The sequence below is a fragment of the Flavobacterium sp. P3_A6 genome (genome assembly GCF_056403035.1).
Genome location: NZ_JBFUGG010000008.1, coordinates 21,869 through 35,596 on the forward strand (window position 1 = coordinate 21,869; position 13,728 = coordinate 35,596).

At 32.3% G+C, this 13,728-nt stretch carries 15 protein-coding genes and 1 other RNA gene; 8 read left to right on the forward strand and 8 right to left on the reverse strand.

Features of this window, described 5'->3' with window-relative positions; all coding sequences use genetic code 11:
• Nucleotides 1-39 precede the first annotated feature (39 nt).
• Nucleotides 40-1,503, forward strand: coding sequence for a magnesium chelatase (locus tag AC1DVP_RS09975; RefSeq protein WP_477183325.1), 1,464 nt, complete (start codon nt 40-42; stop codon nt 1,501-1,503).
• Nucleotides 1,504-1,605: 102 nt separating this feature from the next.
• Here AC1DVP_RS09975 and AC1DVP_RS09980 read toward each other — a convergent pair whose 3' ends face one another.
• Nucleotides 1,606-2,550 carry a nuclear transport factor 2-like protein gene (locus AC1DVP_RS09980; RefSeq protein WP_477183326.1) on the reverse strand — a complete coding sequence of 315 codons (945 nt, stop codon included), beginning with the start codon at nt 2,548-2,550 and terminating at the stop codon, nt 1,606-1,608.
• A gap of 156 nt (nt 2,551-2,706) precedes the next feature.
• On the opposite strand from AC1DVP_RS09980, the gene AC1DVP_RS09985 reads away from it, so the two are divergent.
• Nucleotides 2,707-3,300: a 2OG-Fe(II) oxygenase gene (locus tag AC1DVP_RS09985; RefSeq protein WP_477183327.1), complete on the forward strand. Its 594-nt coding sequence runs from the start codon at nt 2,707-2,709 to the stop codon at nt 3,298-3,300.
• A gap of 3 nt (nt 3,301-3,303) precedes the next feature.
• Here the strand turns inward: AC1DVP_RS09985 and AC1DVP_RS09990 are convergent, their stop codons facing one another.
• Entirely contained in the window at nt 3,304-4,098 is a 795-nt protein-coding gene (locus AC1DVP_RS09990; RefSeq protein ID WP_477183328.1) for an RMD1 family protein, read from the reverse strand.
• A 278-nt stretch (nt 4,099-4,376) separates the two neighbouring features.
• On the opposite strand from AC1DVP_RS09990, the gene AC1DVP_RS09995 reads away from it, so the two are divergent.
• The gene (locus AC1DVP_RS09995) at nt 4,377-4,730 is read left to right on the forward strand and encodes a hypothetical protein (protein WP_477183329.1); all 354 of its coding nucleotides are present in this window, start codon (nt 4,377-4,379) and stop codon (nt 4,728-4,730) included.
• A 1-nt stretch (nt 4,731) separates the two neighbouring features.
• On the opposite strand, the gene AC1DVP_RS10000 is transcribed toward AC1DVP_RS09995, so the two are convergent.
• Both AC1DVP_RS10000 and AC1DVP_RS10005 read right to left on the reverse strand, forming a co-directional pair.
• Nucleotides 4,732-5,802, reverse strand: a complete 1,071-nt coding sequence (locus AC1DVP_RS10000) for a class I SAM-dependent methyltransferase (RefSeq protein WP_477183330.1) — start codon at nt 5,800-5,802, stop codon at nt 4,732-4,734.
• An 80-nt stretch (nt 5,803-5,882) separates the two neighbouring features.
• Entirely contained in the window at nt 5,883-6,185 is a 303-nt protein-coding gene (locus tag AC1DVP_RS10005) for a hypothetical protein (protein WP_477183331.1), read from the reverse strand.
• A 119-nt stretch (nt 6,186-6,304) separates the two neighbouring features.
• On the opposite strand from AC1DVP_RS10005, the gene rnpB reads away from it, so the two are divergent.
• Nucleotides 6,305-6,630, forward strand: an RNA gene (gene rnpB, locus AC1DVP_RS10010) — RNase P RNA component class A.
• Between the two features lie 127 nt (nt 6,631-6,757).
• Here rnpB and AC1DVP_RS10015 read toward each other — a convergent pair.
• Together AC1DVP_RS10015 and AC1DVP_RS10020 are read right to left on the reverse strand one after the other, a co-directional pair.
• Entirely contained in the window at nt 6,758-7,360 is a 603-nt protein-coding gene (locus AC1DVP_RS10015; protein WP_477183332.1) for an RsmD family RNA methyltransferase, read from the reverse strand.
• Complete coding sequence (locus AC1DVP_RS10020; protein ID WP_477183333.1) at nt 7,357-8,169, reverse strand: DUF3822 family protein; 813 nt, start codon at nt 8,167-8,169, stop codon at nt 7,357-7,359. Before AC1DVP_RS10020 ends, AC1DVP_RS10015 begins: the two co-directional genes overlap by 4 nt.
• A gap of 240 nt (nt 8,170-8,409) precedes the next feature.
• On the opposite strand from AC1DVP_RS10020, the gene AC1DVP_RS10025 reads away from it, so the two are divergent.
• The 3 genes from AC1DVP_RS10025 (at nt 8,410) to kdsB (ending at nt 11,552) form a co-directional block, all read left to right on the forward strand.
• The gene (locus AC1DVP_RS10025; RefSeq protein WP_477183334.1) at nt 8,410-9,834 is read left to right on the forward strand and encodes an ATP-dependent DNA helicase; all 1,425 of its coding nucleotides are present in this window, start codon (nt 8,410-8,412) and stop codon (nt 9,832-9,834) included.
• Between the two features lie 102 nt (nt 9,835-9,936).
• The gene (gene ygiD / locus AC1DVP_RS10030; RefSeq protein ID WP_477183335.1) at nt 9,937-10,770 is read left to right on the forward strand and encodes a 4,5-DOPA-extradiol-dioxygenase; all 834 of its coding nucleotides are present in this window, start codon (nt 9,937-9,939) and stop codon (nt 10,768-10,770) included.
• Nucleotides 10,771-10,823: 53 nt separating this feature from the next.
• Nucleotides 10,824-11,552 (forward strand): 3-deoxy-manno-octulosonate cytidylyltransferase, encoded by a 729-nt coding sequence (kdsB, locus tag AC1DVP_RS10035; RefSeq protein WP_477183336.1) that lies wholly within the window; start codon nt 10,824-10,826, stop codon nt 11,550-11,552.
• 21 nt (nt 11,553-11,573) lie between these two features.
• Here the strand turns inward: kdsB and AC1DVP_RS10040 are convergent, their stop codons facing one another.
• The gene (locus AC1DVP_RS10040; protein WP_477183337.1) at nt 11,574-12,239 is read right to left on the reverse strand and encodes a spermidine synthase; all 666 of its coding nucleotides are present in this window, start codon (nt 12,237-12,239) and stop codon (nt 11,574-11,576) included.
• A 63-nt stretch (nt 12,240-12,302) separates the two neighbouring features.
• Here AC1DVP_RS10040 and AC1DVP_RS10045 point away from each other — a divergent pair, with 63 nt between their 5' ends.
• Entirely contained in the window at nt 12,303-12,863 is a 561-nt protein-coding gene (locus AC1DVP_RS10045; protein WP_477183338.1) for a 1-acyl-sn-glycerol-3-phosphate acyltransferase, read from the forward strand.
• 132 nt (nt 12,864-12,995) lie between these two features.
• Here AC1DVP_RS10045 and AC1DVP_RS10050 read toward each other — a convergent pair whose 3' ends face one another.
• Nucleotides 12,996-13,448 (reverse strand): helix-turn-helix transcriptional regulator, encoded by a 453-nt coding sequence (locus AC1DVP_RS10050; protein ID WP_477183339.1) that lies wholly within the window; start codon nt 13,446-13,448, stop codon nt 12,996-12,998.
• Nucleotides 13,449-13,728: the final 280 nt, after the last annotated feature.

Here is a 13,728-nt window from a genome sequence, read left to right on the forward strand (position 1 = left end):
CATCTTAGACACATAGAATCTTAGCAACTTAAATAAAATATGAAGATAGAAAACATAAATACATTCGGAGAATTAAAGAAATCAGGATATGTAAGCAAAAGTATCAAAGATGAATTGCGCCATAATTTGAGAGAGAAAATAAAATTAGGACAAACTACTTTTGAAGGAGTTCACGGTTTTGAAAATACCGTAATTCCCGAGTTGGAAAGAGCCATTTTGTCTCGTCATAACATCAATTTATTAGGACTACGCGGGCAGGCCAAAACGCGACTGGCACGAAAAATGGTAGAACTCTTGGACGAATATATTCCATATGTAACAGATTCTGAAATAAACGATGATCCGTTTCATCCATTATCCAGATTTGCCAAGGATATTATTGCTGTCAAAGGAGACGAAACCCCGATCTCATGGTTACACAGAAGCGAGCGATTTTTTGAAAAACTGGCCACTCCAGATGTAACCGTAGCCGATTTGATAGGCGATGTCGATCCCATAAAAGCGGCAAATTTAAAATTATCCTATGCCGATGACCGCGTTATTCATTTCGGAATGATTCCGCGCGCCAACCGTTGCATTTTTGTGATTAATGAATTACCTGATTTGCAAGCAAGGATTCAAGTAGCGCTATTTAACATACTGCAGGAAGGCGATATACAAATTCGTGGTTTTAAATTGAGAATGCCACTTGATATGCAGTTCGTTTTTACTGCCAATCCTGAAGATTATACCAATAGAGGAAGTATCGTAACACCTTTAAAGGACAGAATTGGTTCACAAATTTTAACGCATTATCCGGAAACCATCAAAATTGCGAGAATTATTACCACACAAGAAGCAAAACTTGATACTGCCCAAAGTGATTTGGTTTACATCCCATCTCTGGCAAAAGATTTATTGGAGCAAATCAGTTTTGAAGCGCGCGAAAGCGAATTTATAGACAACAAAAGCGGTGTAAGTGCCAGATTGAGCATTACAGCCTACGAAAATTTATTGAGTACTGCCGAACGCCGTGCATTAAAATCGGGAATAGATTATACTGTTTTGCGCTTGTCTGATTTTATGGGAATTATTCCGTCCATAACTGGTAAAGTTGAATTGGTTTATGAAGGAGAACAAGAAGGTGCGGCTATTGTCGCACAGCGTTTGATAAGTGATGCAATCCATACTTTTTTTCCTGCTTATTTTCCAAAAATTGAAAAATTAGAAAAGCCGGGAGAAAGAACCGTTTATACTGATATTCTGGATTGGTTTTTTACTGAAAATGGTTTCGAATTACTGGATGATTGTTCAGACGAAGAATATAAATCTATTTTGGACAGTATTGCTCCTTTGGATAAACTGATAGAAAAATACCAGCCTGAATTAGAAAAAAAAGACCATTATTTCATGAAAGAATTTATTCTTTGGGGATTGGTCGAGTACAATAAGTTGAGCAAAGACCGTTTATCTGAAGGGTATCAATTCAAGGATGTTTTTGGAAGTTATATTAGTAAATTATAATAAAATCAGATTTTTATAATTGTAAAAGCCGAAACAAAATTTGTCTCGGCTTTTATTTTATATCGTATTGTTTTAAACTAAGATCTAGATTAGGGTTTGGAATTATTTTGCTTCTAATATCTTTTCGCTGTAATAAGCAATTTCATTGATAATTTTTCCCTTATCATTAAAAGTATCTATAAACATCATCGGCAAAACAATATTTTTTTTGTCTGATTTTCGGATTATTCTGATTTTCCACCATGATTGAACTACTCTTGCATCGTCCAATTCATAATGCAGATAATCAGGATATCCCACTTGATCAATGCTCACAAGATCAAACAATTCAAACATTTTTTTATCATTCTCTTTTTGCTCAGCCAATGTGAATTCTTTATTAATGTCTGGGTTATTAATATCTATAAAAGTTGCTTTATCATCATAATAGGCATAGGCTTTATCAAAATCTTTATTTTCAAAAGCATGTACCATTTTGCGTACCGAATTGATGTTTTCATGATGATTGTAAATTTGGCCATTAGTTCTTTCCGTAAAACTTTCATTGATTTCATCGTTTACGGTACTGGTGGAATAGTTAATCATCATTTTAATTTTATTGTCTTTGTTTACTGTAAATAAGCGGTGTATTGGCCGATCTATTTTTACACCAGTTTCCTTCTGCACTCCCTTTATGTCTTCCCACGTTTGTACCCAAACTAAATCTTTTTGATCTGCATCTTTGTATTCCAGTGCGTCTGGATAAGCACCTTTAGATCTTTTGATGCTAGGATAATCAATGTTGTCTTTCCATGTTTTAACCGTCTTTAAATAAGCCGTCTTGTCCATTCCCTTATCATCTTTATTGATAGATGTTCCGCTATAATACTTAAAATCATCAGCCAAATAGCTGGCTACTTTATCAGTGTTCCCACTAACAAATGCTTGTGTCATGGCTTCTACCGTAGTGATAGCTGGATGCTCTACATAAATAGTGCCATTTGCCTTTTTTTGGGCGTACGTGATGCAAGTTGCAATCAACAATACCGTTACAATACAGTTTTTCATGTTTATTTAAATTTTTAGTTAAAAAAAGAATTAAATTTAACAAAAATATATTGATTATCAATTAATTACATTTTATTTGTTTTTAATAACGCAATATTAATTTTAATTAGTCTACCTTGCTGTGTTGGAACTAATTTCTGTCCATCAAAATTGGATATGGAGAATAGTTTTGAAGCTTTGATCGCTACTTATATTGAAAATAAAGTAGGCATATCCGAACATTTTTTGAGTAATGATTTGGCTAATAACTTAAAGCAGAATTTACATAATTTAAATAAAAACAGCCAGTTATCCTCAGCAGGAATTGGTAATTCAGAGAAGTTGTCCTATGATGGATCCATTCGAAATGATTCCATTTATTGGCTTGACAAAAAGCACAACAATACTTTCGAAAATGAATTTTTCACACAAATAGAAGCCTTTATTTTATATCTGAATGAAAGCTGTTATACAGGAATTACAGGTTATGAATTTCACTATTCCCTTTATGAAAAAGGTGATTTCTATCTGAAACATCTTGACCAATTCAAGAATAACCCTAGCCGGAAATACTCCATGATTAGTTACTTAAACAGTGATTGGCAAGAGAGTGATGGGGGAGAACTACTGATTCATCAACTAGAAAATAATCAAAAGATAAGCCCTACTCAAGGTAAAACTGTTTTTTTTAAAAGCGACGAACTTGTTCATGAAGTTTTAGTTACCCAAAACACCAGAATGAGTATTACAGGTTGGTTGAAGATTGATTAATACTTAATGTAAAAGCAATGCAATCATAATCTCCAGAAAGATTAATATGATAACAATCCATTCTAAACGGGAGCTTTCCCGCACATTCAAAACATCTGTGAAAAGCTTTAGGTTATCTTCAACAATATCAAGCCGATAATCAAGGTCTTTAAAACGTGGATTAATATCAAAATTTGCTTTTAGATGCCGGTTTAATAAATTGAGGTCTTCATTATCCCAAACTAAATTGGGATCGTCCAGGATATAAAGATTATCAACAATACTGTTTTTGACATTCAATACTTTACCTATATATTTGAGTAAATTAATTTTAGAAATACTTAGTTTTCCACGTTTTTCCAATTCCAATATGTATTCTTTGGAAGAAGTTATAAGGGCGTCAGTAAGCACCTCATAATAATCAAGTGCCACAGATTGGGCAATGTTTAGCATTATGATTCTTAAAACTGATGGATCGACATAAGGAACAGAAACGTAATCATTTTTAATAACCACTTTTGAAATATTTGGATCAATTTCTATTTGGTATTCTTCAAACAAATCCAAATCAACAATTGTAGATGCATAATTTTTAATAAAATCTATAAGTTCTTTTTTTTCGGCAACTGTATAATTAGCTAAAACAGCCACACCATAGTCGAAGATATACAGGTAGCGTTTTTTATCGTCTAACGTATAAAAAATTTCGGAAGGAGAACTTGAATGGGGTTCAATTCCAAACTCAGCCCTTAATTTTTTGATGTTAAAAGCTTCTGCTATTTGAATGGCTTCAATTTTGATGAAATTGGCTTTTTCCATAATAAAAAATTTATTTTACCCAAACTAAGCAGTTTAAAGTTAGTTATTTATATTTTATTAATGTGATGTCAGTATTATTTTTTGAATTAAAAAAAGGTAAATCTTACTTTATAAATGAAATTGACAAGATATTATTGAGGCAACGGCACTTGTATATAATTTTGCAAATGAAACAATTCTGGATGTGTTAAACATTGAAAAAAAACGAAGGCATTGATTTCTAGATTTAGTTAAAATTCTTAAATTAGTGTATTGAAAATCAATAAAATGAAGATAAAATGAAAGAGATAGAAAAACAATTAGGAAAAAATGGTTTAGAGCAAAAAAAAGAAGACAAAAACAAATTACCGGATTCTCTTTCATATCCTCCGGAAGAAGATATTTATAGAAAATTCCATAAAGAAAGTGAAATAGATCCGGAAGATATTTCAAAAAAAAAGGCGCCTGTTGAAATCAATAATGGCAGTGAATTGAATCAAAAAGAGTTTGATGAAGATATGTCTGGCGGCGATTTAGATATACCAGGCTCAGATTTGGATGATGATTTTGAAGACATTGGGAATGAAGATGAAGAAAATAATCATTACAGCATTGGCGGAGACAATCACAGTAATTTAGATGAAAACACTTAACCTAAATTTTATTAAGACCTGAAAGGGGGTAGTTATCCATGTTTTTTTCTTGAATTAATACTTTAAATTTCATCCCCATATCTATTAAAAGTCTGTAATTTATGTTTGATTCTAATATTGCCTTTGATGTATTTTCCTTGACATTCAATAATCTTTTGTTTTGATATTCTTTAAGCCCAAGAGACAACAGGAATGAAGCTTGATTTGTCATTCCACAGCAATTGAGACCATTTATTTTTCCCCAATTTATTAAAGCCGAAAAATTGATGTGAGCAGTAATATCCTGTTTCCCTATAAATTGGTAAGGGTTCTCATTTTTGTGGTGTTTATAAAAACACAAAAGTGTACCAGAACTTCTGTGTTTTTCATATAATTTTGAGGAAATATCACCATAATCAATCGTTATTACATAACCTTTATTTAGGGATTGTGCGATCTCTTTAATCCAGGATCGAGCTTCCATATTTACTTCTGTTCGAAATCCTCTCGGTAATTCTACATTTAAATCGGAAAAATAATCGATGAATTCCTTATTTGCAGGTTTAAAAACTTCAATAAAACCATCTGAATAATCTACAAAAACTTCCATTAGTTGGTCTTCCATAACTACTTGATGCACCGAAAAATTATCAACCACTTCATTGGATAAAATACAGCCATTGATTTCTGAAATTTCTTGAATGGAATTATGCCAATTTACTTTTTCTTTTAAGTATGTTTTTTCTCTTTCTTGCATACCTGGGCTTTTTTCGATAATGCAATAGGATAAAACATCATATAGCCTTGGATTGTTGTCTTTGAGATAATCTAAAATATCATTGCACAATAGACCTGTTCCTGCTCCATATTCAACAATTTTTATTGGTTTTTTTTCTAAATTTCGCCACATTTCTTCTATTTGGCGGGCTATCATAGCACCAAATGCATCAGAAAGATTAGCACTGGTATAAAAATCACCATCTGCTCCAATCTTGCTTTGAAAAGAATTATAATATCCCAATTCAGGGTAATATAAAGACATCTCCATAAAATCCCTAAAGGATATTGGGCCTTCATGAAGAATCCTTTCCATTATTATATCAGATAAGGACATCGACTTAAATAATTATTTTGAAGCTCTTTTAAAATAAATAAAGTAATGGAAAACCAAAGTTATGATTGTCTACTGCTTTCTATGTATAACTTTTCTAAAATATGCGCAGCCTCATTGTCTGAATTTGCAGAAAAACCAGATACAAAAACACCTTTTTTACCTGAAATGGAAATTATGCCATAAACAACAGATTCTTCATCTGGATCAGAGTCTCCTTCATAACGATATACATGTTGTACCGAATAGTCATTTGGATTTGTTTTAATGGCTTCGGTATGAAGATTAAAATCATGTGTAAAACCTTTTTCTTTTAAATCATTTAAGGCTTCCAAAACAGTAGTATAATGATAGGTTGGTTTCATAATAACAGAAATTAATAATTAATACTAAAGGTAACTATTTTGTTTTTAATAGATTATGAATAGGATGTTAAAGTGAAAGATCTATTCTTGATAAACCTTGATTAATGTTGTAGATTTGCACCGCAGACCGCCTTATCGTCGTCTCGTTTAATCGGGAGGGAGGAAAGTCCGGACACCACAGAGAAGCATAGCGGGTAACACCCGTCGGTTGCGTTTTAGAACGTGATTAGGACAAGTGCAACAGAAAGTATGTACAGGTAATGCTGTAGTGAAACCAGGTAAACTCTATGCGGTGAAATATCAAGTATATCAGCATTTAAGGGCTTCTCGTCCGTTGCTGAAGGGTAGATAGCTTGAGTCCAGCAGTAATGCTGGATCTAGATAAATGATAGGGTATCGTTAGCGATAATGAGAACAGAATCCGGCTTATAGGTCTGCATTTTTTTCAATTAGTTATTTTTGAGCAGAAAGATTTGGCTTTTTTGTAATCATTTAAAAAATAAAAAATCTCGATAAAACACCAAAGCCCTTGCAAATGCAGGGGCTTTGTTTGTATAAAATCATTTGGTATACTAACCTTCGTTTTCCTCTGTGTCCTTTCTATTGGACTCATCATCAATTTCTTCCTCTTCGGTTGAATCCAATTCGAAGAAACTAAAAATTGACCCACCGTAACTTTTCTGAAAAGAAAAATTAATCATGTGATCGAGTTTGGTGTATTTGGAATGCTCGATAACCATCATGCCTTCTTCATTCAGTAATCCTTTTTCGAAAATCAATAAAACAATTTTCTCAAATATTTTTTGGTCTAGACCATAAGGAGGATCGGCAAAAATAATGTCGTAAGTTGTTTTGCATTTTTCCAAAAAAGCGAAAACGTCACTTTTGGCAGCCGCGATATTAAAATCATATTCGGACGCTACTTGCTTGATAAATTTCACACAGCCAAAATCACCGTCAACTGAGGTAATTGGCGTACTTCCGCGTGAAGCAAACTCAAAACTGATATTACCGGTTCCAGAGAATAAATCCAATACTTTTAGACCCTCAAAGCTGAAATGGTTATTCAAAACATTGAATAATGCTTCTTTGGACATATCCGTTGTAGGCCGAACAGGGAGTCCTTTTGGAGGAAAAATGCGTCTTCCCTTGTATTTTCCGGATATGATTCTCATGAGTTAAAAAGTATAAAATGTTGTTGATTTTGTATGGTTGAAAACGAATTATTTTTTTGCAGACCGCTTACGTCGAAGAAAGATATGTTTCGAATGTATTTGAAAGCAATTTTATAAAAATCATCTTCTTCGGAAATGGCTCCCAATAATTCCAGTTGGAAACTTTCGGGATTCATATTCAACTGTTCGGCTGTAAAAAGCAGATAGTAAATAAAATCCTCGGGCGTTTTATATTCGAATGAATTGAATAAAAGCAATTTTTGATTCTGAATCACAATAATTTCAAAATGTCCCGGATTAAAATGGACAATCATTTTCTTATTGTCATTATTTTTGGAGGCATCCAAAAGTTTTGAAACCAAAATGCTGTTGGCATGCCTGTAGTCGAAAGCGCCAAATTGGTCTATAAAAAAATTATTGATATTTACATAAGGAATGTAAACCGTATTCATTTGATAATTAGTAATTTCATCAAATGCAAAAAAATCGGTTTCAAAAACCTTGGTGTTATATTGTAAATAACTGCCTAGAAAATTTTCATCAAATAGGGCTGTGGGCACAAATGTTGAAAGATTATTATTGTGGATAACTTGAATTTCATCATAACGGTCATTCAGTTCCGGATAATTTCTAAATGCATCCGAAAACAATTCTTCAATCTTTGTCGATTTATGAAAAGTGTCAAAATGAATTTCATTCAGTGATACAATCCTGTTATGAAGTGTGTCAAAACAACAAAAAGACAGCCCCGTCAGTGAAACCTGAATGGAAAGCTTTTTGTATTTTTTATCGGTTATGTTGATGTTCATAGATTATTTTTCAGCATTGCAAACTTACAAATAAAATAGCAATGACAATATCAAAAATCAATAGCAATGCAATATCAATGACAATAGAAAAAAATAAAATTTTCAAGTAAATACAAAATAGAATAGTTTTTTAAAACTAAATTGAAATTTGAAATTGGCATTCCAATTGATTTTTGATATTGCAATTGATTTTTGAAATTGCCATTCAAATAACCTTACTTTGCAGATAAAATATACCCAATGAATTCCTCCTCATTTTACAGCCATTTACAGAAAAAATTTCCTTTTCAGCCAACATACAATCAGGATATTTTTTTTCAAAAAATAGCGATTTTTTTGACCGATGCCCAAAATGAAACCATTTTTGTGCTGAAAGGATATGCGGGAACGGGGAAAACAACTGTTATTTCCACTATTGTAAACAGTTTATTGGAAATTAACAAAAAGTATGTTTTGCTTGCACCAACGGGGCGTGCTGCCAAGGTAATTGCCAATTATTCGAGTAAACCGGCTTTTACAATTCATAAAAAAATCTATTTCCCCAAAAAAAACTCCGGAGGTGGCGTTTCATTTACTATACAGCAGAACAAGCATAAAAATACGATTTTCATAGTCGATGAAGCTTCAATGATTTCGGACACTAATTCGGATTCCAAATTGTATGAAAACGGTTCTTTGCTCGATGATTTGATTTCGTATGTATATTCGGGAACCAACTGCAAAATGATTCTGTTGGGTGATACGGCTCAGTTACCGCCGGTAAATCTGGATATAAGCCCGGCTTTGGACATTCATACATTGAGCATAAATTACAACAAAGAAGTTGAATATATTGAGCTTAACGAAGTAATGCGTCAGGAAGAAAACTCAGGTATTTTGCACAATGCAACCGAATTAAGGGAATTATTAAAAGACACTTTTATAACCGAATTCAAATTCAACGTTCGAAAATTCAAAGACATTGTTCGTTTGATTGACGGATACGATATTCAGGATGCTATTCATTCGGCTTACAGTAATTTTAGTATTGAAGACACTGCTTTTATTGTTCGTTCCAATAAAAGAGCGAATCAATACAATGAGCAAATCCGAACCAAAATTCTTGATAAAGAAAGTGAATTGTCCACAGGCGATTTCCTGATGGTAGTGAAAAATAATTATTTTTGGCTAAAGGATTCGGATGAAGCAGGATTTATTGCCAATGGTGATATTATAGAAGTTTTGGAAATGTTTGGCATAAAGGAATTGTACGGTTTTAAATTTGCGAAAGTAAAAATCCGAATGATTGATTATCCCGATCAGAAACCTTTTGAAACCGTGCTTTTGATGGATACAATAAAAAGCGAATCACCGTCTTTAACTTTCGAAGAATCAAATCGTTTGTACCAAGAAGTGATGAAAGATTATGAAAGTGAAACCACAAAGTATAAAAAGTTCCAAAAAGTAAAGGAAAATGAATATTTCAATGCGCTGCAAGTCAAATTTTCGTATGCGATTACTTGCCATAAATCACAGGGAGGGCAGTGGAATACTGTTTTTATTGAACAGCCGTATTTGCCAAACGGAATCGACAGAGATTACATTCGATGGCTGTATACTGCTATGACACGTGCCAAAAATAAGCTATATTTGATAGGATTTAAAGATGATAGTTTTGTTGAGTAAAAATTTATTGAACCATTAAGATATTAAGGTTATTAAGTTTTTACTACTCTAGCTCAATGAACCTTAATATCTTAATGGTTAAAAAAAATAAATGGTTTCATTATGAACACACTAAATGACTTACATAAAATATCAGGTTCTTTTTCAAATACCGAAAAAATGCCTGTTTTATTCTTGGGACACGGAAGTCCAATGAATGCTATTGAAGAAAATCAGTTTGTAAGCGGTTTTCGAAATATAGCAAAAATATTACCCAAACCAAATGCTATTTTATGTATTTCGGCACATTGGTTTACTAACGGTACCAAAGTAACTGCTATGGAAATGCCGAGAACGATTCATGATTTTGGAGGGTTTCCACAAGAATTATTCCAAGTGCAGTATCCAGCAAAAGGGAGTCCCGAATTGGCGGTGGCAACACAAGAATTATTATCGCCAACAGCAGTAGAATTAGATCAACATTGGGGTTTAGATCACGGAGCTTGGAGTGTAATTAAACATTTATATCCTGATGCTGATATTCCTGTAATTCAAATGAGTATCGATTATACAAAATCAGGTCAATATCATTTTGAATTGGCACAAAAACTGAGTGCGTTACGAACCAAAGGAATTCTTATTATTGGCAGCGGAAATATTGTTCATAATTTGAGATTAGTCGATTTTCATAATTTTGACAAAGACAATTATGGTTTTGATTGGGCAATAGAAGCCAGATCCGTTATAAATGATTATTTACTGGACGGCAATTTTCAGCCACTTATTGATTTTGAAAAACAAAGCAAAGCTTTTCAATTGGCAATTCCAACTCCCGATCATTATTTACCGCTTATTTATACTTTAGGATTAAAAGGAAAATCAGAAGAATTGAGCCTGTTTAATGATAAATTGGTTGCAGGTTCTTTGAGTATGACTTCGGTGAAGATTTCGAATTAATTTTAGATTATAAAAACATATATTTGAAACCAGAAAAAATAGAATTAACAATAATGAAAATAATAGCAGTCATTCCCGCCCGTTACGCATCCACACGATTTCCAGCAAAACTGATGCAGGATTTAGGAGGTAAAACGGTCATTTTAAGAACTTACGAAGCCGCAATAAACACCCAATTATTTGATGATGTTTTTGTAGTTACCGATTCAGAATTAATTTATGATGAAATTGTTTCAAATGGTGGAAAAGCCATACGAAGTGCCAAAGAACACGAATCGGGGAGTGACCGTATTGCCGAGGCGATTGAAAATCTAGACGTAGATATTGTTGTCAACGTGCAAGGAGATGAGCCGTTTATAGATGCTGAGCCTTTGGCAAAAGTTATTGAAGTTTTTAAAAACGATACAGCAAAACAAGTTGACTTGGCTTCTTTGATGAGAGAGATAAAAAATGAAGATGAAATCAATAATCCTAATAATGTTAAAGTTGTCGTTGATCAAAACGGATTTGCATTGTACTTCTCCCGTTCGGTAATTCCATATCCAAGAGAGAAAAATGTTGGTGTACGCTATATGCAGCACATTGGGATTTATGCTTTTAGAAAACAGGCTCTTTTAGATTTTTACAGCTTGCCGATGAAATCATTGGAAGCCTCCGAAAAATTGGAGCAATTGCGTTATCTGGAATTTGGCAAACGCATCAAAATGATAGAAACTACGCATGTAGGAATCGGAATTGATACTCCTGAAGATTTAGAAAAAGCTCGAAAAATGCTTCTTTGATTTAGATTAAAGAAGCATTTTTTAATGCAGTTTTTCTATAATTATTAGTTCATTGTGAATTTCAACTCTAGGAATAGACTCTATTTTATAGCCATTATCATTAAAGTCCTTAATGAAATTTTGATTTCTTACATTATCTCCAGCGGTCAAACACATTGTGTTAAAAAGAATAATTCCTTTGCTTTTGAGCAAAAAGCAGATTCTATCGATGAAGAATTTTTCAAACAGAAAATTTGGCATTTTTGTATCCTGAAAAATGTCAACAATAATCAAATCATATCGGTCTTTTGTCTTTAATACAAATTCAAAAGCATCATCAATTATGATATTTAGATTTTTGATTTCATTAAGATTAAAGTATTCATTTGCGATTTTTATAATATCCGAATCAATGTCAACGCCGGTGATTTGGCCTTCAAAATGGATTTCGTCTACCAGTGTTTTAATCACGCTTCCGCCTGCGACTCCAAGTACCAAAACATTATTCATTTTTGCAATTTTCTTAAAACCAAAATGTTTTAATCCTTTTCTTAAGATGCGCTGCAGACTGCCATAAGAATAATTGGTATTTTCTGAATCCAGCACTAACTCGCCATTGGCCCACGTAACTTCAATAGTTTTACTTAGTGCAGAATTAGTTTTATAAATTTTAATGGGTATAATATAACTTAATAATTTACGAAGCATTAATTTTTGGTTTTTATCAAAAATAAGATATTAATTATTTAATTTGTGCAAAATTGTCAACAAATGAAGAAACAAATCTATAAATGGATTTTTGAAAATATAATGGGCTGGAAAATAGAAGGTAGCTTCGATGAACAAATTAAAAAATGTGTATTAATGGTAATGCCGCATACAAGCTGGCACGATTTTTATGTGGCCATTATTTGTAGAGGTACAGTAGGCATAGATATCAATTGGGTTGGAAAAAAAGAATTATTCAGTTTTCCGTTTGGATTTTTTTTTAAATCTTTGGGAGGCGCACCTCTAGACAGAACAGGAGGATTAAACAAAGTAGAATCTATTGTCAGTATATTTAATTCTAAAGAAACATTCAGATTGGGGCTGTCTCCTGAAGGAACACGAAAAAAAGTCGAACAGCTCAAAACAGGTTTTTACTACATCGCCTTAAAAGCAAACGTCCCCATTATCCCTGTATCAATAAATTTTAAAAAGAAAGTAGTGAATTTTGGGAAAGCATTTTATCCAACAGGCAATATTGAATCAGATTTAATCATTTTGAATGAACATTTTGTTGATGCCAAAGGAAAAATTCCAGAAAACGGATACAAAGCACCACAAAATTAAACTCACTGAGAATTGCATAAAATATTTTTTATTAATCTTCGTTCAGAATATTCAATTCTCGTGAATTGTGATTTTAGATTTTATATTCAAAAAAAGATTACTTCGTCTATTCGCTATCACTTAAGTCGTAAATTAATTCGGTGAATAAATTTTGAAACTTCCATTTTTATAAAAGAACACAATTTTTTCTATTTCATCATTTTTATCATTTTCAGCAGAAGTTTCAATTCGTTTTAATTTTGGAAGATCAATATTAGATTCTAATGGAACTGAAATTTGGGAAAATAAATCAATTGGAGTAGGAGCATCTAAATTTGGAGCTGTAGCATTCAGGTTTGGATTTTCAGTTATTTCAGTATTTTTAGGAAAAACGCCAGTACCATTCAATATCCAATATAAATCTACATCAGGAAAAATATCAATAATTTTTAGAATAAAATCCAAGCTCGGCTTATTTCTTCCCGAAAGCAGATGTGACATACTGGAACGCTGTACACCAATTTTATCTGCAAATGTAGAGGCATTTAGGCTATAATAATCGAGTATAATCTCGACTCTTTTTATGAAATCATCAGTGTTTACCATTGTAAATTGTATTTCAAATTAAAGTATTTACAAATGTAACAAAACATTATTCAACAACCTAATTTACAATGTTAAAACATAAACTTAATATTGTATTACATAATATTTTAATTCAAATAACTATTAGTAATACATTGATTTAGTGTATTTAATACTTGTTTCATTTAATAATTACAGAAAGTAATAATCACTTAAAACCATCCGTTTCCAACGTTAAAATAATAGTTTACAAACTTAATATTTTTAAAAAATAAGCAATTTACAAATGTAAATATAAAGA